This is a genomic window from Flavobacterium sp. A45, from assembly GCF_002001005.1.
Lineage (GTDB): Bacteria > Bacteroidota > Bacteroidia > Flavobacteriales > Flavobacteriaceae > Flavobacterium.
Map to the genome: position 1 here is coordinate 92,729 of NZ_MUNX01000146.1, position 20,922 is coordinate 113,650.

18 protein-coding genes are annotated in these 20,922 nt (G+C 35.3%); 3 read left to right on the forward strand and 15 right to left on the reverse strand.

Features of this window, described 5'->3' with window-relative positions; genetic code table 11:
• Positions 1–88: 88 nt before the first annotated feature.
• Together B0E44_RS16860 and B0E44_RS16865 are read left to right on the forward strand one after the other, a co-directional pair.
• On the forward strand, positions 89–2,038 hold the full coding sequence (locus B0E44_RS16860) for a sialate O-acetylesterase (RefSeq protein WP_077377959.1): 1,950 nt from the start codon (positions 89–91) through the stop codon (positions 2,036–2,038).
• A gap of 161 nt (positions 2,039–2,199) precedes the next feature.
• Positions 2,200–4,608, forward strand: coding sequence for a glycoside hydrolase N-terminal domain-containing protein (locus B0E44_RS16865; RefSeq protein ID WP_077377962.1), 2,409 nt, complete (start codon positions 2,200–2,202; stop codon positions 4,606–4,608).
• An 88-nt stretch (positions 4,609–4,696) separates the two neighbouring features.
• Here B0E44_RS16865 and B0E44_RS16870 read toward each other — a convergent pair whose 3' ends face one another.
• The 3 genes from B0E44_RS16870 to B0E44_RS16880 all read right to left on the reverse strand — a co-directional run bounded on the left by B0E44_RS16870 (position 4,697) and on the right by B0E44_RS16880 (position 6,942).
• Positions 4,697–5,677, reverse strand: coding sequence for a Gfo/Idh/MocA family protein (locus B0E44_RS16870; protein WP_077378378.1), 981 nt, complete (start codon positions 5,675–5,677; stop codon positions 4,697–4,699).
• Between the two features lie 10 nt (positions 5,678–5,687).
• On the reverse strand, positions 5,688–6,404 hold the full coding sequence (locus B0E44_RS16875; protein ID WP_077377965.1) for a DsbA family protein: 717 nt from the start codon (positions 6,402–6,404) through the stop codon (positions 5,688–5,690).
• Between the two features lie 94 nt (positions 6,405–6,498).
• The gene (locus B0E44_RS16880; RefSeq protein WP_077377969.1) at positions 6,499–6,942 is read right to left on the reverse strand and encodes a helix-turn-helix transcriptional regulator; all 444 of its coding nucleotides are present in this window, start codon (positions 6,940–6,942) and stop codon (positions 6,499–6,501) included.
• 331 nt (positions 6,943–7,273) lie between these two features.
• Between B0E44_RS16880 and B0E44_RS16885 the strand changes: the two genes are divergently transcribed.
• Positions 7,274–8,536: a hypothetical protein gene (locus B0E44_RS16885; RefSeq protein ID WP_124019368.1), complete on the forward strand. Its 1,263-nt coding sequence runs from the start codon at positions 7,274–7,276 to the stop codon at positions 8,534–8,536.
• Between the two features lie 210 nt (positions 8,537–8,746).
• Here B0E44_RS16885 and B0E44_RS16890 read toward each other — a convergent pair whose 3' ends face one another.
• From B0E44_RS16890 to B0E44_RS16945, 12 genes are all read right to left on the reverse strand, one after another.
• Complete coding sequence (locus B0E44_RS16890) at positions 8,747–10,117, reverse strand: NADH-quinone oxidoreductase subunit N (RefSeq protein ID WP_077377975.1); 1,371 nt, start codon at positions 10,115–10,117, stop codon at positions 8,747–8,749.
• Positions 10,118–10,134: 17 nt separating this feature from the next.
• Complete coding sequence (locus tag B0E44_RS16895) at positions 10,135–11,580, reverse strand: NuoM family protein (protein ID WP_077377978.1); 1,446 nt, start codon at positions 11,578–11,580, stop codon at positions 10,135–10,137.
• A 9-nt stretch (positions 11,581–11,589) separates the two neighbouring features.
• Positions 11,590–13,473 carry an NADH-quinone oxidoreductase subunit L gene (nuoL, locus tag B0E44_RS16900; RefSeq protein WP_077378381.1) on the reverse strand — a complete coding sequence of 628 codons (1,884 nt, stop codon included), beginning with the start codon at positions 13,471–13,473 and terminating at the stop codon, positions 11,590–11,592.
• Between the two features lie 6 nt (positions 13,474–13,479).
• Positions 13,480–13,800, reverse strand: coding sequence for an NADH-quinone oxidoreductase subunit NuoK (nuoK, locus tag B0E44_RS16905; RefSeq protein WP_077377981.1), 321 nt, complete (start codon positions 13,798–13,800; stop codon positions 13,480–13,482).
• A complete protein-coding gene (locus B0E44_RS16910; RefSeq protein ID WP_077377984.1) occupies positions 13,800–14,309 on the reverse strand; it encodes an NADH-quinone oxidoreductase subunit J in 510 nt (169 codons plus the stop codon). Before B0E44_RS16910 ends, nuoK begins: the two co-directional genes overlap by 1 nt.
• Positions 14,309–14,854, reverse strand: a complete 546-nt coding sequence (locus B0E44_RS16915) for an NADH-quinone oxidoreductase subunit I (protein ID WP_077377987.1) — start codon at positions 14,852–14,854, stop codon at positions 14,309–14,311. The genes B0E44_RS16910 and B0E44_RS16915 overlap by 1 nt, the downstream gene beginning before the upstream one ends.
• Positions 14,855–14,978: 124 nt before the next feature.
• Positions 14,979–16,031: an NADH-quinone oxidoreductase subunit NuoH gene (gene nuoH / locus B0E44_RS16920; protein ID WP_077377990.1), complete on the reverse strand. Its 1,053-nt coding sequence runs from the start codon at positions 16,029–16,031 to the stop codon at positions 14,979–14,981.
• A gap of 3 nt (positions 16,032–16,034) precedes the next feature.
• A complete protein-coding gene (locus B0E44_RS16925; RefSeq protein WP_077377993.1) occupies positions 16,035–17,066 on the reverse strand; it encodes a 2Fe-2S iron-sulfur cluster-binding protein in 1,032 nt (343 codons plus the stop codon).
• Between the two features lie 84 nt (positions 17,067–17,150).
• Complete coding sequence (nuoF, locus tag B0E44_RS16930; protein WP_077377996.1) at positions 17,151–18,518, reverse strand: NADH-quinone oxidoreductase subunit NuoF; 1,368 nt, start codon at positions 18,516–18,518, stop codon at positions 17,151–17,153.
• Between the two features lies 1 nt (position 18,519).
• Entirely contained in the window at positions 18,520–19,050 is a 531-nt protein-coding gene (locus B0E44_RS16935; protein WP_077377999.1) for an NAD(P)H-dependent oxidoreductase subunit E, read from the reverse strand.
• A 76-nt stretch (positions 19,051–19,126) separates the two neighbouring features.
• Positions 19,127–20,365 (reverse strand): NADH-quinone oxidoreductase subunit D, encoded by a 1,239-nt coding sequence (locus tag B0E44_RS16940; protein WP_077378002.1) that lies wholly within the window; start codon positions 20,363–20,365, stop codon positions 19,127–19,129.
• A 23-nt stretch (positions 20,366–20,388) separates the two neighbouring features.
• Positions 20,389–20,922, reverse strand: coding sequence for an NADH-quinone oxidoreductase subunit C (locus B0E44_RS16945; protein WP_077378005.1), 534 nt, complete (start codon positions 20,920–20,922; stop codon positions 20,389–20,391).

The following is a 20,922-nucleotide window of genomic DNA, read 5'->3' on the forward strand; positions in this document are numbered from 1 at the left end:
ACGGAGAGATTCTAAGATTCTAAGTTTTGTTAAAGCTTAGCGTCTTAGAATCTTAGTAGCTTAGAATCTTTTTAAAAATATAAAAAAAATGAAAAAAAGTATTGTATTTCTATTTTTGATGGTCAGTATATTGGCAAACGCCAATGTCCGTATGCCATTACTATTTTCTGATGGAATGGTTTTGCAGCGTAACAAAATAATTCCAGTTTGGGGTTGGGCAGATCCCAATGAAAAAGTTGAAGTTCATTTTAATAAACAAACCAGAACCATCATAGCTGATAAAAATGGTAAGTGGACTGTTGGTTTAAACGCCGAAAAAGTAGGTGGGCCTTTTGAATTGACCATAACCGGGAAAAACAAAATTGTCATCAAAGATGTTTTGGTTGGTGAAGTCTGGATATGCTCAGGACAATCCAACATGGAATTTCAGGTGTCAAAAACAATAAATGCTCAAGCTGAAATTAATGATTCTAATTATCCTATGATTCGTCATTTTGGGGTTGCCCAAGATTTAAGCGGGACTCCAAAAGAAGATTTAAAAGCAGGTAAATGGGAAGTTAGCAGCAAAGAAACCGTTGGAAATTTTACAGCCATTGGCTATTATTTTGCTAAAAAATTATATGCAGAATTAAAAATTCCAATCGGGATTATAAATACATCTTGGGGCGGAACCAATGTAGAAACTTGGACAAGCCGTCAAGCATTTGAAAAAAGCGAAGAATTCAAAGATATGATTGCCAATGTGCCTTCTGTTAATATGGATGCCATTCTTGAAACCTATAAAAAAACGATTTTAGAAAATCTCAAAAAAGTTCAAGGTTTTGATGTCACAATGGCAAATGAAAACCAATTTAAAGAGATGAATTTTGATGATAAAAATTGGCCAGAAATCAAAGCACCTTCACTTTGGGAAAATCAGCAATTAGGAAATATGGACGGTATCGTCTGGATGCGAAAAACAATAACTCTTTCCGCTGACGATATTAAAAACAAAGCTACTTTATGTCTATCAAAAATCGACGACGAAGATATTACCTATGTAAACGGAATTGAAATTGGCAAAAACACCCAATATGATCTAAAACGCGTTTACCTAATACCTGCAAATGTTCTAAAAGAAGGCAAAAACACCATTGCAGTAAGAATCGTAGATAATGGAGGTGGCGGTGGTATTTACGGAGAATCAGCCGATTTGAAATTAAACCTAGGCATTAAAAACATACCACTTGACGGACTTTGGAAATTTAATGTGGTAAATGTGAGAGTTTCAGTTTCGCCAAACAGTTATCCTTCGTTATTGTACAATGCGATGGTAAATCCGTTGATTCCTTATGCTTTTCAAGGGGTTTTGTGGTATCAGGGAGAAGCCAATGTTTGGAGAGCCAATCAATACAAAAAAGCTTTCCCATTAATGATTACCGATTGGAGAACCAAATGGAATCAAGGCAATTTCCCATTCTATTTTGTGCAATTGTCAACCTTTGATGAATTTGGCGGAAACAGTACAAAAGGAAGCCGTTGGGCCGAACTTCGCGAAGCACAAACCGAAACGCTGAAAGTACCAAACACAGGAATGGTTGTAACTACGGATATTGGAAATGCAAAAGACATTCACCCAACAAACAAGCAAGATGTTGCAAAACGTTTAGCAGCTATCGCCTTGAATGACGTTTATGGAAAAAAACAAGTTAACAGTGGACCAATGTATAAGTCAATGGATATCAAAGGAAACCAGATTATAGTAAGCTTTGCGTCCATAGGGAGCGGATTGTCATCAACGGATAAAACTGGAAATCTAAAAGGTTTTGAAGTTGCAGGAGCCGATAAAGTTTTTTACCCTGCCAAAGCTGCAATTAAAGACAATAAAGTAGTAGTTTCCAGCGAAGCAGTTCCAAATCCAGTTGCGGTTCGTTACGGTTGGGCAGATGATGATACAGAAATCAATCTTTTCAATAAAGAAAATTTCCCGGCATCTCCTTTCAGAACTGATAATTGGGAAATGATGACGGCTAATGAAATCTATAAAGTCAATAAGTAATTATTAGGGCGTGACCACATTTACAAAAGGCGCTATTTAACATACCGCTTATTGCGCGCCTTTCGTAAATGCGGTCGGGCTATCCGCACTACTTCGGTAGTTAGCTTTTATCCCTCACGCAAGCAAAGAAGACATAAGATGTTCAAAATAAGTAACAATATATGAAGTTAAATCTCTTAAATAAACTGTTTTTAGTTTTCATCTTTTCCATCTTTTGCAGAAATGCAGTAGCGCAATCCACCAATGTTCTTTGGTACAAACAGCCTGCTGAATTTTTTGAAGAAAGCCTTGTTTTAGGAAATGGAAAAATGGGTGCAACTGTTTTTGGCGGAGTGCAGTCAGACAAAATTTATCTGAATGATATCACGCTTTGGTCGGGAGAACCCGTAAATGCGAGCATGAGTCCCGAAGCTTATAAAAATATACCAGCCATTCGCGAAGCATTAAAAAACGAAGACTATAAATTGGCCGAAGAACTGAATAAAAAAGTTCAAGGCAAAAATTCCGAGTCTTATCAACCACTAGGAACGATGGAAATTAACAATTTCCACACAGGAAAAGCTTCTAATTATCACAGAGAATTGGATATTTCGAATGCTATTTCCAAAGTCAGTTATGAAATTGACGGCGTAAAATATACCCGCGAATACTTTGTTTCGGCTCCAGACCAAATTATGGTTATCAAATTGACAAGCAGTAAAAAAGGAACTTTGAATTTCGATATCCATTCAAATAGTCTGCTAACTTCAAATACCGAAGTAAAAAACAATCTGCTTACTCTGACCGGTGTGGCACCGATTCATGAAAACGCAGGCTATTCCGTTCCGCTTCTTTTTCTGGCGCAAAAAGAAAGAGGAACGCGTTTTACTAATTTGATAAAAATTAAAAACACAGATGGCTCAATTGTAAGTTCCGCCAATAGTTTGGGTTTAAAAGACGGAACCGAAGCCTTGATTTATGTGTCCGTTGCTACCAGTTTTAACGGTTTTGACAAAAATCCCGCTACCGAAGGAATTAATGATAAAGCGACAGCATCTACTAATTTGAACAAAGCTTTTGCAAAATCATTCGATAAATTAAAACATTCACATATTGCTGATTATCAAAAATTTTACAGCCGAGTAAGTTTGAATCTAGGAAAAACAACAGCTCCGGATTTGCCTACAGACGAACGCTTATTGGGATATGCCGACGGAAACGAAGATAAAAATCTAGAAATTCTGTATTTTCAATATGGACGTTATTTGCTAATCAGCAGTTCAAGAACCTTGGGAGTTCCAGCCAATCTGCAAGGACTTTGGAATCCGCATTTGCATGCGCCTTGGAGCAGTAATTACACTATGAATATCAATCTGGAAGAGAATTATTGGCTCGCCGAAAACACGAATCTTTCCGAAATGCATTTGCCTCTTTTGGGTTTCATTAAAAATCTTGCGGTAACAGGTAAAGTAACGGCGAAGACTTTTTATGGAGTTGACAAAGGTTGGGCTGCTGCACACAATTCTGATATTTGGGCAATGACTAATCCCGTGGGGCAGTTTGGAAAAGAAGATCCGATGTGGGCTTGTTGGCCAATTGCAGGAGCTTGGCTAAGTACGCACATTTGGGAACATTATGTTTTTACTGGAGACAAAAACTACTTGAAAAATGAAGGCTATCCGTTGATGAAAGGAGCGGCAGAGTTTTGTTTGGATTGGTTGGTAATTGACAAAAACGGAAATTTAATTACTTCACCATCTACTTCACCCGAAAATCAATACATCACTCCCGATGGTTTTGTTGGAGCAACTATGTATGGAGGAACAGCTGATTTGGCAATGATCAGAGAATGCTTTGATAAAACCATAAAAGCTTCAAAAGTTTTAAATGTTGATGCCGAATTCAGATCAAAGCTTGAAACGGCGCTTTCCAAATTCTATCCTTACCAAATAGGCAAAAAAGGCAATTTGCAGGAATGGTATTTTGATTGGGATGATAAAGATCCAAGACATCGCCATCAGTCGCAATTGTTTGGACTTTTTCCAGGTGATCACATTACCCCATTGAAAACACCTGAATTAGCAAATGCTGCCAAAAAAACACTGGAAATAAAAGGCGATGAAACTACAGGCTGGTCAAAAGGTTGGCGCATCAATCTTTGGGCAAGACTTTGGGACGGAAATCGTGCCTATAAAATGTTCAGAGAATTGCTTCGTTACGTAGATCCCGATGGAAAGAAAACGGAGAAACCAAGAAGAGGAGGAGGGACATACCCAAATTTATTCGATGCGCATCCGCCATTTCAAATAGACGGAAATTTTGGAGGAGCAGCTGCGGTTGCCGAAATGTTAGTGCAGTCTGATGAAAATGAAATCCGATTACTGCCTGCTTTGCCTGATGCTTGGGAAAGCGGATCTGTAAAAGGAATTTGTGCGAGAGGAGGCTTTGAAATTTCGATGGAATGGGAAGCCAAGAAGCTAAAAAAGGTTTCGTTGTTTTCTAAAAACGGAGGTAAATCAATACTTGTCAGCGGTAATAAAAAGCAAGATGTCATTTTGAAAAAAGGTCAAAAGATTGAAATAGTTTGGTAATAATAGTTAACACGAATTTCACTAATTAGCACGAAAAACTATTCGTGCTAATTAGTGAAATTCGTGTCTAAACTTTTTATTCGTTTAATTAGTTTCCAATAATCTGATCCATCACCCAGCTAGTATGTGCAGCTGTAAATCCGTTGGATGGATGTTTTTGATTTCCTAAAAGATCCTCCCGCATTTGCTCCACATGATACAACTGAATATTTTCGGGATGAGTAATGTTGTGAGTAGTTTCGCCAGCAGCAGTTTTTAGGATTATAGGGTGATTTTCAAATACGGAGAAAGTAATTTTTCCTTCACTGCCATAAATTTCAACAATATCTTCGCGTTCGAAGGAACCAAAATTCCAGCTTCCACTTCCTGTAACTCCAGATTCGTGAAGCCAGTTTGCCACCGCAGCATCTTTTGAAGTATATAACCCTTGCTGATTAAGGCTAATTCCCGAAACTTCTTTTATTGGACCGAGATAATGAATGAATAAATCCAATCCGTGGCTGGCTAAGTCATCAAAATAACCTCCTGTAGCGATTTTTATGTCCGTTCGCCAGTTGTATTCGCCTGAACGGTCTTGATTAGTTGTGGGCTTGCTTAAATGCCATCTGATATGTCTAATTTCTCCAATGGTTTTCGAATCAATCCATTTTTTTATTTGCTCAAATCTTGGAAGTGTCCTTCTGTAATAGGCAACAAATACAGGGATGTTTTTTGATTCAAAGGCTTCAGCAATGGCTAAACAATCTTGATAGTTTGGAGCCAATGGTTTTTCAATACAGCATGGTTTTCCAACTTCAGCCACTTTTAATCCATAATATTTATGGGTGTCGGGCGGTGTTGCAATATAAACAGCATCAATTTCGGGATCATTTATTAAAGCATCTGCATCTGTATAGAATTTAGGAATGCCATGTCGTTTGGCATAATCTTTTACTTTTTCCGGATCTCTGCGCATTACTGCTTGAATAGTAAAACCTGTTGTTTTTTGATAGGCTGGACCGCTTTTTAGTTCGGTAACATTACCACATCCAATTATTCCCCAACGGATTGTTTTTGTATTTTCAGTCATAGTTTTTGTGTTATTCACATCCATCGATACCACAGCTGTTTTTATCTGAGGTATTTTGAAGTTTTAGTTTGGTTTCAAAGTTTCCTTCTTCCCAGGCTTTTTCCAATGTTTTCAAAAAGACTTCCGTCGGCTGTGCTCCAGATACTGCGTATTTATTATCAAATACAAAGAATGGAACTCCAGTTACGCCTAATTCTTGTGCCTGTTGCTGATCTTGTCTAACCTCTTTTGTGAAGATATCTGTATCTATGAGCTGTTTAATTTCGTCAATGTGCAAACCGGCTTTTTGCCCAATTTCCTGTAGCGTATTCCAGTCATTGACATTTTTTCCTTCGGTAAAATAGGCCTTGAAAAGCAGTTCTTCTAAATCATTAGAGCGATTGTGCTTTTTTGCTAAATGCAGTAATCGGTGAGCGTTTAATGAATTGGCCAAGATTGCTTTTTCAAAATGGAAATCCAAGCCGTTACTTTTAGCTGTTTGAGTTGTGTTTTCCAGCATAGACTGAGCCCAATCAATATCTCTACCATATTTTTCAGCCAAATGATCGGCAATAGTTTCACCTGATGTTGCTACAAAGCGGGGATCCAATTCAAAACTTTTCCATTCTATTTCAATGGAATCTTTGTTTTCAAATTGTGTTATGGCTTCTTCTATTTTTCTTTTTCCTATATAACAAAATGGACACATTACATCTGACCAGATTTGTACTTTCAATTGATTTTTCATATTTGTTTTTTTATCGGCACAGCCAAATAATTTAAAGTGCAAAATTAGAGAAATTGAATTTCGAACTTTTATAGTTTAAGATTTTATTATAAAACTATTCAATATTGCTTTGATTTAAGTCACTTTTTTTGTCTGGAAACTGGTAGTTGAATTCCTTTAAATGTAATTTATCTCTTTTTGCAATTTTTGGAGTGGGTGGAAGTATGGCAATTTCAGCTTCTTTAGAAAGTATTTTATTCGATAAATAATTGGTTAAGTACTTCTTGAGAATTTGTATTTTTTCTACTTCAATCGAATAAATAGTTTTTTTTCCAACATTCTTTACATTTAATAAGTCAGCTTTTTTTAATTCTAATAAATGTTTGGATATTGTGGATTGTGCTAACGGAATTAAGGAAACAATTTCCCCGCAGGTTCTGTTGTTTTTATTCCATAAGAGTGTCATTATCTGCATTCGGGTTGGATGACCCAATGCTTTGCAGATTTCGGCGATTGCGTTTGTTTCCTGATCGAAATCTTGTCTTTTAGTTGTTCCCATGTCTCCTTTATTTCATATCGTAATTTAGCGATTATAATTGATATACAGTGTGTTGTTCTGTTTTTTTTATATGCCTAATATATTTCTAGATACTTACTGATACTTTTCTTATAAAAAATCTTAAGCATGATTTTTAGACTGTCAACTTTGTAATAAAAATCAGGTAAAAATACGTATAGGAGACAATTTTTTAATCAATAGCTTTGAAAAAAGCAAATAAGTAATACGTTCTTAAATTGTGAGATTGGTTTTCTTTTTGAAGTTTTCAAGTCTTAGTTTGATACATATAATGTCCCAACATTTACCTTTTATTAATTTAAACTTACCAATTATGAAAAGTATTTTCAGTGCCCTTTTTAGTTTGTTGTTGTTTACTCCTTTTATATACGCTCAAAAAAATCAGATAAAAGCCGCCCAAAAGGAATTGAAAGCAGGTAATTCAGAACAGGTAATTGCAATTTTGGCTCCTGTTGAATATTTGATTAGTAACTCTCCGGATGAAGAAAAAATCCATTTTTACTACACAAAAGGCTCCGCTCTATTGGATTTGGCAGACAAAAACATTAACACTTCTAAGTACCTTTCACAAGCGGTTACGGTGTTTAATGACTTGATTGTAGTTGAGAATGAATCAAACCAAAACAAGTATACTTCCGAGGCAATCGAATCACTTCATAAAATTAAAGTGGGACTTGTAAATAGTGCCATTGAAGATTCAGCAGTTAAAAACTTTATAGAAGCTTCGAATAAATTTTACCAAGCCTATCTAATAGATAAGAAAGATACATTACAACTTTATAATGCTGCAGTTAGCTATAAAAACGCTAATGAAAATGACATGGCTCTGAAATGTTTTGAAGAATTGAAAGCCATGAATTACTCTGGAAACATTGAGGTCTATATTGCTTATAGCAAAAGTAAATTAAAAGATGAGTATTTTGCCACATTGAAAGATAGAGATACTCAAATTCTAAACGCAACTCATTTAAGACCAAGACAGGTATTTCAATCTAAAAAGGCTGAAATTTATAAAAGTATTGCTATGATTTATATCCAAAAAGGTTATAAAGAAATTGCATTGAAAGCAATATCACAGGCAAGAAATCTTGATGGACAAGATTTGTCATTAGCCTTGCTTGAAGCCAATTTATATTTGGAAATCAAAGATTATGATTATTTCGACAATCTAGTGTCTGTTATAATAGAATCTAATCCCGACAATGCGGAGTTAATTACGAGTTTTGGTGCAAATTGCCAAAATGAACATTATTATGAAGGAGCGGAATATTATTATAAAAAGGCTATTGAAATAAATCCGGAATATGCTGATGCTTATCTGGGACTTTCGTCATTAATGATAGGGAAAAGTATTAAAATAGCAAACCAAATGAATGATTTAGGGTCTCCAGTTTTTGATAAAAAGGCCTTTGCAGATTTGAAAACACAAAAGGAACAAATTGAAAAAGGGGTATTCCCTTATCTTCAAAAAGTGGTTAGTATTGATCCTTTTAACAGTAGTGTAAAACAATTAGTGAACAGTATTAATATGACAAACAGTTATAAATCATCCAGAGCTTTGGCATCTGATGAATAAACAATTTATACTATTGAAAAAAGGGTATAATTATCAACTAGATTATATCAAAATGAGAGCTCAATAGCTTGCAATAGTATAATATTAAGTTTTGAGTTGAATTAGATTAGGGTAAAAAACCATCAATTATTGCAATTGGTGGTTTTTTTATGAAAAAAAGTCACTAACAATAAATATCATTAGTGACTTAATATATTTTTTTTTAAAAACTTATGCTAATAGATCTAAAATCAATGAAGGAAACAATCCTATGACAATGTTTAAAACAATAGCAATAACGGCAACTGCATAAATCAAGAATGGTTTTCCTGTACGAGTTTCGTTCGGTTCTTTGGTATACATTGCCAAAATCAATTTGAAGTAGTAACCAACACTTATAATTGAGTTGATAACCGCAAATATAACCACCACTAAATAACCTGCTTGAATGGTTTGGCTAAACAAAACCAATTTAGCAAAGAAACCTGCAAATATTGGAATACCCGCCATAGAAAGCAATGAACCTGTTAAAATAGCAGCCAACAAAGGATTTGTTTTTCCTAAACCGTGAAAGTTTACAACATCTTCGTTTTCTCTGTTTTTGCATACATATAATATAACGCTGAAAGCAGCAATACCAGACAATGAATAAGCAGAAGCATAATACAATAAGCTTCCTGCTGAAGTTGATAAACTCAATAATGTCATCAACATAAATCCAGCATGTGAAATACCTGAAAAGGCCAGCATACGTTTCACATTGACTTGTCTTAATGCCATGATATTACCAACAGTCATAGATGCAATTGAAACAACTACCACTACAATTTGGAATGCATAATTGATATCGGCATTCATGCTAGATAACAATTTATAAAGTGTCGCTATTGCCACAACTTTTGCCAAAGTACTCATTAAAGTTGTCGTCAAAGTTGGAGAACCTTCGTAAACGTCTGGAGCCCAAAAATGAAATGGAACGGCTGCGATTTTGAATAACATTCCGATTGTAACCAAAACAATTCCGATTGGGAACCAAATAGGAAGCTCAGCCGATTGAGACATATCGCTAATTTCTACAATGTCGAATGTTCCCATCGCACCATAAATCATACAGATACCAAATAAAATAATTCCAGATGCAAAAGATCCCATCAAGAAATATTTCATACCAGCTTCATTACTCTTTATGTTTAATCTGTTGCTTGCGGCAAGAACATAAAGCGATATGGATAATATCTCTATTCCTAAGAAGAACATAGCCAAATTTCCAAAAGAAACCATGGCAACTGCACCAGATAATAAGAATATTTTAATGGCGATATAATCAGAAAGTTTACTTTGGTGATTATCATAGAAATTATGGCCTAAAGCAACCAAAAAGATAGTTAGTACTATAAACAAACTTGAAAAAGAAACTGAAAATTTATTTACTACAATCATGTTGTTGTAGTAACTCGCTGGAGAATTAAATTCAGAAACTGTAAGTCCTAGAATGGCTAATAGTCCAATGATTGATATTGGAATAATGGCTTTTCTAAAATCGAAGATTTCAAATATAAGGCATAAAACACCTAATCCTATTATAGCTATTAATGTTGTCATTTATATTATGCTTTTACTTAATTGTATTTATTAATAGTGTTTAAAATAGTCTCTAGACTTGGTGTTATCAAATCATTGATTGGTTTTGGGTACATTCCGAAGAAAAATAAAACCGCAATAATAATTACCATTGTCAAACCTTCAGAGAAAGTAATGTCGGCAAATACTTTTGTGTTAGTTTCTCCAAGCATTACGTGTTGGAACATTTTCAACATATAATAAGCTCCCAAAATAATTGTTGTTCCACCCAAAATTGCAAACCAAATATTTATTTGAGAAAGGCTGTACAATACTGTAAATTCTCCAATAAAGTTAAAAGTTGTTGGCAAGGCCACAGAAGCTAGTACCAAAATTAAAAACATTGAAGTGAATTTTGGTGATTGAGAACGAATACCACCCATTTCTGAAATTAGTCTTGTTTCGTATCTTCTAAAAATGATTTCAGCAGCAAAAAATAATCCAACTACCACAAAACCGTGGGCAATCATTTGTAAAACGGCACCTCTAAAACCATCAAGGTTTAAAGCATAAGTTCCGGCAGCAATTAATCCAACGTGAGCAAGGGAAGAATAAGCCAATAATTTTTTCAAATCTTTTTGTCTCAATGCAACAATAGAGCCATAAATAACACCGGCAATACCTACACCGATGAATATAAACATGTATTCTTTGGCTGCTAAAGGAGTCAAAGGCAATTGCCAACGGATAAGGCTATACAATCCCATTTTTAGCATAATACCGGATAAAAGCATAGTTCCAAGAGTTGGAGCTTTTTGGTAAACATTCGCCTGCCAAGTATGAAAAGGAATTAAAGGAATCTTAATTGCATATGCTAGGAAGAAAGCCGTGAAAATCCATTTTTGCTCGTTAACAGTTAAGTTCAATTTGTATAAATCCTCGATTAAGAAGCTTCCATTTGCTTTTTGATACATATAAATAAATGCAACCAGCATGAATAATGAACCGGCAAGAGTATAGATAAAGAATTTAACTACTGCTTTTTTACGTTCTTCAGCATCGCCATTACCCCAAATCAAAGCGATAAAGTAAATAGGAATCAATGATAATTCCCAGAAGATATAATATAAAAGACCATCGCTTGCCAAGAAAGTCCCTGTCATTGCAAATGACATAAACAATATAAGAGAATAAATTGCTTTTGAATTTTTGAAATCATTACCAAAAGAAGATAAGATTATAATGGCAGTCAAGGCAGTTGTCAATAAAACCATGGCTAACGACAATCCGTCGGCTTGTAATGCAAATGAAACTTTAGGTAATGTAATCCATTGGCTGCTGTAGCTAATGTTTTCGCCTAAATTAAAATGGTTTAACAAAACTATTGAGCAACCTGCAGCCGCTAATCCGAAAAACAATGCCACTTTTGGAGCAAGCTTGTCACCAGCTAAATAAGTTGCAAATGCGCCAACTAAAAGGATGATTAATATTAGAGATACATTCATAGTATATAATTATTGAGCTAGAAATAAAAATGAAACAATGGCACACATGCCTAAAACAAAAGCAAATAGGTATAGTCCAACACTTCCATTCTGTAATTTTTTACCTTGGTAACTAAGTTCGCTGGTTACTTTTCCTAATCCAAAAACTAGGGTAGAAATTCCTGTTTCAACATAGTCCCTAAAGAATTTTGATAAACTATTTACAGGCGCTACAAACACTGAATCATATATTTCATCAACGTAGTATTTGTTGTAAAGCACTTTTGATAATCCAGTAATTTCAGCGTCCTCACTCGGAACTGTATTTTGTTTGATGTATTTAGCATAAGCAATCCCAATTCCTACTAGTCCACCAACAACGGCAATTGCCATTAGCATGTATTCTGTGGTTCCCAATGTATGTTCTTCTGATGTCGCTTTCGCAAAAAGTGGAGCTAAATAATGGTTTAACCAACTGTTGCCAGGTAAACTGATCAAACCTCCGATAGTAGCCAAAATAGCCAATACAATTAAAGGGAATGTTATTAAAGCAGGGCTTTCATGTAAATGATGTTTTTGTTCTTCAGTTCCTCTAAAGTCATTAAAGAAAGTTAGGAACATCAATCGGAACATATAGAAAGCAGTCATTATAGAAGCAACAGAAGCAACAACCCATAGTGGGATGTTATGATGGAATGCCGTCATCAAGATTTCATCCTTAGAAAAGAAACCTGAAAACAAAGGAACTCCCGAAATTGCCAATGATGATATAAGCATTGTCCAAAAAGTGATTGGCATGGCGCTTTTCAATCCACCCATTTTACGCATATCCTGTTCTCCGTGCAAGCCATGAATTACAGATCCAGATCCAAGGAACAAACAAGCTTTGAAGAAAGCGTGAGTGATTACGTGAAATATTGCTACTTCATAAGCACCTAATCCCAATGCTAGAAACATTAAACCCAATTGAGAAACGGTAGAGTAGGCTAATACTTTTTTAATATCATTTTGAACCAAACCAATAGTTGCGGCAACTAATGAAGTTACACCTCCAATTACGGCAATTATTGTTTGTACTTCTGGTGTTAAATCAAATAAGAAATGCATTCTTGATACCATAAAAATACCTGCAGTAACCATTGTTGCAGCATGTATCAATGCCGAAACCGGAGTAGGCCCTGCCATCGCATCAGGTAACCAAGTGTATAATGGAATTTGTGCTGATTTTCCACAAGCTCCGATAAACAATGCCAAAGCAGCGATGCTTAACCAAAGTGTATCAACATTTGAGGCTCCAGCAATAGCTGTTTTTAAAGTAGCAAAATCCAATGTAGAGAATAAACTTCCTAAGATAAATATCCCGATTAGCAATCCTAAATCCCCAATACGGTTCATGATAAAAGCTTTTTTTGCAGCATCATTGTAATCTTGGTTTTTATACCAAAATCCAATTAATAGGTAAGAACAAAGTCCAACTCCTTCCCAACCAATGAACATTACCAATAAGTTGCTTCCAACTACTAGGGTAATCATAAAGAAGATAAACAGATTCAAATATGCAAAGAAAGAATGCATTTTCTCGTCATCATGCATATAGCTGATGGAGTATAAATGAATCAACGAACCAATTCCAGTTACAAACAATAACCATAAAATTGATAATTGGTCTAGTAAAAATCCAAAACTAACATTGAAGTTACTAATCTGAATCCAATCAAATAATTCAATTGATATGGCTTGTTTCGTTTGGTTGATTTGTAGAAAAAAGGAAATCGTAACAATAAAAGAAATCACTACCGAAAGGGTTCCGATGATTCCTGAAACAGATTTTCCTAAACTTTTCCCGAAGAAAACATTAATTAAAAATCCTAAAAAAGGAGTTAATAGTAAGACTAAAGCTAAATTGGTATCCATTGCCATTTATCCTTTTAAGTTTTTTAAATTATCGATGCTAATTGATCCAATATTTCTAAATATCGAAACTAATATGGCTAGTCCTACTGCAACTTCAGCTGCTGCTACTGCCATGGAGAAAAATACGAATACTTGTCCTTGTGCGTCTTGATGGTAAGTAGAGAAAGCCACAAACAATAAGTTAACAGCATTCAACATAATTTCAATAGACATAAACACAATGATGGCATTTCGTCTGTATAAAACCCCAAAAATCCCAATACAAAATAGTGTTACACACAGGAAGATATAGTTCTCTATACCAATTTGAGTTAAAATATTGTTCATTATTTTTCTAATTTTTCTTTTTTAGACAATAATACAGATCCAATCATCGCTACCAATAATAGAATAGAAGCAAATTCAAAAGGCACCATATATTCGTTCAATAATGCTTTTCCTAATACTTTTATCGATTGGTAATCTTCGCCCGTATAATCATATTCTACAATAGGTTTAGAGTCGATAAATATTTTTATTAAAACCAAACAAACCAAACAAAAGGAAACAATTGCACCCAATCTCGTGAATCTCGGCTTATGAACTTCATCAGCCTCATTAAGATTCATCAACATTATGGTAAACAGTAATAAAATCATAATCGCCCCAGAATACACAATGATATGTACAATTGCCAAAAACTGTGCGTTCAATAATAAATAATGTCCTGCTATAGAGAAAAAACAAATCACTAAGTAAATAGCACTATGAATTGGGTTTCTACTAAAAATAGTTAAAAATGCTGTTAGCAATGTGATTGCAGACAATACGCAAAATAGAATAAGTACTGTTGACATTAGTTAGCGATTTTAGGTTGAGTGTTCTTAATAGCCATTTCTAGAGGCATAACTAGTTTGTCTTTTCCAAAAATGAAAGATTCCCTGTCATAACTAGCAGGAACCAATTCTTTGGAGATAGTCAAGTAAATAGCATCTTTTGGACAAGCTTCTTCACAAAGTCCACAAAAAATACATCTCAACATATTGATTTCATAGATTTCAGCATATTTTTCTTCTCTGTACAAATGCATCTCGTCAGCTTTACGCTCACCGGCTTTCATTGTAATGGCTTCAGCAGGGCAAGACAAAGCACATAAACCACAAGCTGTACAGTTTTCTCTACCTTGTTCATCGCGTTTCAACATATGTTGTCCACGATAGACAGGGCTCATCTCACGAACTTGCTCAGGATATTGAATCGTTGCTTTTTTTCTGAATAAATGCTTCAGCGTAATGATCAAACCTTTCACAATCGCAATCAGATACATGCGTTCCAAAAAAGTCATCTCCTTGTTGGAGACCATTTTTTTTCTTCCTGATAAGGATATAGTTTCTATTGACATTTTATATTTTTTATTTGTAGCTAATCCTGCTATCCGTTGCAATCTTTTATGTTTTAAAGAAAAACATAAAAGGATTTCCACTTCTATCAGGGCTAGTCCCCGTTAACATCGTGTTTTGGTTCTATTAAAATCCGAAATAAACAGCTATTTCACTTCTCAAAAGCACAACTCCAGTAATCATAATATTTATTATCGCAAGCGGAATCAAAATTCTCCATCCCAAATGCATTAATTGGTCATATCTAAATCTTGGTATCGTCCAACGAACCCACATGATAAAGAAAATAAAACCACATAATTTAATGAAAAGGGCAGCCATTCCTAATACGTTGGCAATATTTACGCCCCAGTTTTCCAATACCCATCCCATTCCAGGATAATTGTATCCACCAAAAAACAAAACGGCTAAAATTGTAGAGGAAACAAACATATTTGCATATTCGGCAAATAAATAGAATCCCATTTTCATAGAGGAATATTCCGTGTGGTACCCACCAATCAATTCCGATTCACATTCTGCCAAATCAAAAGGTGTTCTGTTCAACTCAGCAAAAGAACAAATAAGGAAAATTAAAAAAGTAAGTGGCTGATACAGCACATTCCAATGCCATTCTGATTGTTGTAATGAAATTTCTCTTAAGCTTAAAGTTCCTGTCATCATAATCAAAGCGATTATGGACAATCCCATGGCAACTTCATAAGAAACCATTTGAGAAGCAGCTCTAATTGCACTCATCAAAGAGAATTTATTATTAGAAGCCCATCCACCAATCATGATGCCATAAACTCCCAACGAAACAACTCCAAAAACATACAATATGGCAACATTTACATCAGTTGCCTGTAATAAAATATCTCTTCCGAATAAGTGTAATTTGTCTCCCCATGGAATAACAGCACTTGTCATCAAGGCTGTAGCCATTGCGATTCCAGGTCCTACAAAAAATAAAAATTTATTGGGTGTGTTTGGTTCAAATTCTTCCTTCGAGAACAATTTTAAACCATCGGCAAGCGGTTGGAATAATCCCAATGGTCCCGCTCTGTTTGGACCGATTCTGTCTTGCAACCAAGCGGCTACTTTACGTTCTGCCCATGTGGAATACATTGCCATCAACATAGTAAGGGCAAAAACCACTACAATAACAACACTCTTTTCTATAATAAATGTACTTTCCATTTCTTAAGATTTTTGAGTGTTAGTGTCCAAAGGATTGGCTGCCATACTTATTTTTTTTCTGTCTTGATCTCTACCCAAAAGAATATTTTTCTCAGTAGCAATTTCTACTTTTTCTAATTTTTGAGTGTAGTTATTCTGATTGATAACTGAATCCTTTTCAAATTCACGTGGTCCTTCAATTACCCAGTCAGAAACTTCTTTTTTGTCAAAACGACAAGTATTACAAATGAATTCTTCTACTTCATGGAATTCGTCTTTACGGCCAGTAACACGTTGAATTTCGTTTCCAAACATCCAAACAGTTGTTTTACCGCAACATCCTGGAGTCGTACATTCTCTGTGTGCATTATAAGGCTTGTTAAACCAAACTCTTGATTTGAATCTAAAAGTTTTATCAGTCAAAGCACCAACTGGACAAACATCAATCATATTTCCAGAAAACTCATTAGTTATAGCTTTTGAAATACAAGTAGAAATATTGGCGTGATCACCACGATCCATTACTCCATGCACTCTGTCGTCAGTCAATTGATCGGCTACTTGAACACATCTTTGACATAAAATACAACGATTCATGTGTAATTGAATATTTGGACCGATATCTTCAGGTTCAAAAGTTCTTTTTTCTTCAATAAAACGGGATTCTGATTTTCCGTGTTCGAAGCTTAAATTTTGTAAATCACATTCTCCAGCTTGATCACAAATTGGGCAATCTAATGGGTGATTGATTAACAAAAATTCTGTTACTGATTTTCTTGCTTCCTGAACTCTTGGAGATGCTTTACTGGCGATTTCCATTCCGTCTTGACAGCCTGTTACGCAAGAAGCCATTAGTTTTGGCATTGGTCTTGGGTCAGCGTCACTACCTTTGGTAACATCCACTAAGCAACAACGGCATTTTCCACCGCTCCCTTTTAGCTTAGAATAATAGCACATTGCTGGCGGAACAACTTCTCCACCAATCATACGCGCAGCCTGCAAGATCGTTGTTCCTGCTTCTACTTCAATTTCTTGACCGTCTATGGTTACTTTCATTCTATTTTTGTTTAAAAGTTTATAAGTTTAAAAGTTTAAGTGTTACCACTTCTAACTTCTAACTTCCAACTTCGGACTTTTAAATTATACTATTACTTTAGAAACTAGGTGCTTCACTTTTTCAAAAGGTTCTGCAACAAAATGATCTCTATTTTTTATTTTTTCCGGAAAACGTATATGGTACTCAAACTCATCTCTAAAGTGACGAATAGCTGCGGCTACTGGCCAAGCTGCTGCATCACCAAGCGGACAGATAGTGTTTCCTTCAATTTTGCTTTGGATACTCAATAACAAGTCGATATCTTCTTCGCGTCCGTGTCCGTTTTCTATTCTATGCAATACTTTTTCCATCCAACCAGTACCTTCTCTGCATGGGGTACATTGTCCACAACTTTCGTGGTGATAAAAACGGGAGAAATTCCAAGTATTACGAACGATACAAGAGGTGTCGTTGTAAACGATAAATCCTCCTGAACCCAACATTGATCCAGTGGCAAAACCACCATCACTTAAGGATTCGTAAGACATCAAGCGATCTTCGCCTGCTGCAGTTTTATAAATTAAATGTGCCGGTAAAACAGGAACAGAACTTCCTCCAGGCACAAAAGCTTTCAAAGGACGGTCAGAACTCATTCCACCTAGATATTCATCAGAGTTCATGAATTCATAAACACTTAGTCCCAATTCAATTTCATAAACACCAGGATTTTTCACATGTCCTGAAGCAGAAATTAATTTGGTTCCTGTAGATCTACCGATACCGATTTTAGCGTAATCCGCTCCTGAATTGTTTACAATCCACGGCACAGCAGCAATTGTTTCTACATTGTTTACTACGGTTGGATTAGCCCAAAGCCCAGAAACGGCAGGGAATGGCGGTTTGATACGGGGGTTTCCTCTTTTTCCTTCCAATGATTCAATCAAAGCAGTTTCTTCACCACAAATGTAAGCTCCGGCACCACAATGAACATGCAGTTCTAAATCAAATCCAGAACCAAGTATATTTTTTCCTAAAAAACCAGCTGCTTTTGCTTCAGCAATGGCTCTTTCCAATATTTTGAAAACCCACATATATTCTCCACGAATGTAGATGTATGAAAGGTTGGCACCCAAAGCATAGCTGGAAGTAATCATTCCTTCTATCAATAAGTGAGGAATAAATTCCATCAAATAACGATCTTTGAATGTTCCTGGTTCAGACTCATCGGCATTGCAAACCAAATGTCTTGGTTTTCCTGATTTTTTATCAATAAAACTCCATTTCATTCCGGCAGGGAAACCAGCACCACCACGACCACGTAATCCAGAAGTTTTTACTTCTTCTACAACTTCGTCAGGAGTTAAGGTTTTTAAAGCTTTTTCTACCGAAGCATAACCACCATTTTGACGGTAAACTTCATAGGTTTTAATCCCAGGAATATTGATTTTATCTAATAATATTTTTTGTGACATCTTATTTATCGTGTAATATTATTTTATCGTCTTTACAATCGGCAATTAGCTGGTCGATTTTTTCTTTGTTCAAATGTTCTTTGTAAAAATCTCCCAATTGCATCATCGGAGCATAACCACAAGCACCTAAACATTCAACTCCTCTTACTTCAAAAAGACCGTCAGATGTAGGTTGTCCCACTTGAACGCCTAATTTTTCACAGGTATAATCCATTAAATCCTCAACACCGTTTAAACAACAAGGTGAAGTTTGGCAGAATTCAAACATGTATTTGCCAATAGGTCTTTGATTATACATGGTGTAAAAAGTAACTACTTCATACACTTCGATAGGTTTGATATGTAAAATTTCGGCAACTTTATCTTGTAATTCAATACTCAACCAATTGTCGTGAGCGTCTTGAACTTCGTGTAAAACGGGAAGTAAAGCTGATTTTCTTTTGTCTTCAGGATAATGACCAATTAATTCATTGATGCGGGACATCAATGCTTCGGTCATGTTTATTTCTTGTTTGTAATGTGTTCTTTCCATCCTAATATTTTAGATTTTAGATTTTAGATTTAGATTTTTCAATCTGCATTCTCAAATCTGTATTCTGCAATCTTTTTTATGCGTCTAATTCTCCAGCAATAACATTTAAACTTGATAAAATAACAATGGCATCAGATAACATTGAACCTTTAATCATGTCTGGATAGGCTTGATAATAAATAAAACAAGGTCTTCTGAAGTGTAATCTATAAGGAGTTCTGCTTCCGTCTGTAACCAAATAAAAACCAATTTCTCCATTTCCACCTTCAACAGGATGGTAAATTTCGGCAACTGGAACAGGAACTTCACCCATCACAATTTTGAAATGGTATATCAAAGATTCCATATTTGTGTAAACATCTTCTTTTGGAGGAAGGTAGTATTCAGGAACTTCAGCATGGTATTCATTTCCTTCCGGCATTTTATCTAATGCTTGACGGATAATGCTTAAACTTTCCCAAACTTCAGCATTACGAACGCAAAAACGATCGTAAGTATCTCCTGATTTTCCTACTGGAACGATGAAATCAAAATCTTCGTATGAACTGTATGGTTGTGCCACACGAACATCATAATCAATTCCGGCAGCACGTAAATTTGGACCTGTAAATCCATAAGCCATTGCTTTTTCAGCAGTGATCGATCCAACATTTACAGTTCTGTCGATAAATATTCTGTTTCTTTCAAATAAGTTTTCAAATTCTTTCCAAGCGACCGGAAAATCTCTTAGAAAATCGTCTAGTTTTCTAAAAGCTTCTGGTGACCAATCTCTTTCGAAACCACCGATTCTTCCCATATTGGTGGTAAGACGCGCTCCACAAATTTCTTCGTAGATTTCGTATACTTTTTCTCTGAATTGGAATACATAAAGGAAACCAGTATAAGCTCCAGTATCTACTCCAAGAATTGAATTACAGATTAAGTGATCTGTAATACGAGCCAATTCCATTACAATAACTCTTAGATAATCAACTCTTTTAGGGACTTTGATATCTAGAAGTTTTTCAAGCGTCATCCACCATCCCATATTATTGATAGGTGATGAACAATAGTTCATTCTGTCAGTAAGTGGTGTGATTTGGTAAAAAGGACGATTTTCGGCAATTTTTTCAAAAGCTCTGTGGATGTAGCCAATGGTTGGTTCTGCATCAAGGATTTTTTCACCATCCATCAACAAGATATTTTGAAAAATACCGTGCGTAGCTGGGTGTGTAGGACCTAAATTCAGAATAGAAAGCTCGCTTCCATCTTCATTGTGTCTCTCTTTGATTATTTTAGCATAGCGATGCTCTGGTGGTAATAATAGTTCTGACATTTATCTAATGTGAAAAATTATATTTATTTTTTTAGCTCTTGGTTGATTGTTGTTCTTCCAAAATACCTATCATCTTTATCTGTCCTTCCACTGTCTTCCATTGGAAATTCTTTACGCATAGGGAAAGAAATCATCTCATCCATATTCAAAATACGTTTCAACTGTGGATGTCCGATGAAATTGATTCCGAAGAAATCATAAGTTTCTCTTTCCATCCAATTGGCACACAAAAAGATGTTTGAAATACTTTTAATTTCTGGATTTGAACCGTTTATGAATGCTTTAATTCGGATGCGTTTGTTTTCGTACCAGTTGTGTAAATGATAAACTACTGCAAATTGACTGTTTTCTTCGTTGTCAGGGTAGTGTACCGCACATAAATCAGTCAAAAAGTGAAAACGTAAAGTAGGATCATTTTTTAAATAAAGAACTACAGCAGTAATAATGTCTGAATCCGCTTCAAATGCAAAAATGTCTTTATCTTGATTGAATCCTAAAACCTTTGAACCAAAAGTTTCTACTAATTTATCTTGAATTTCTGTTGTTTCTAAAGCCAT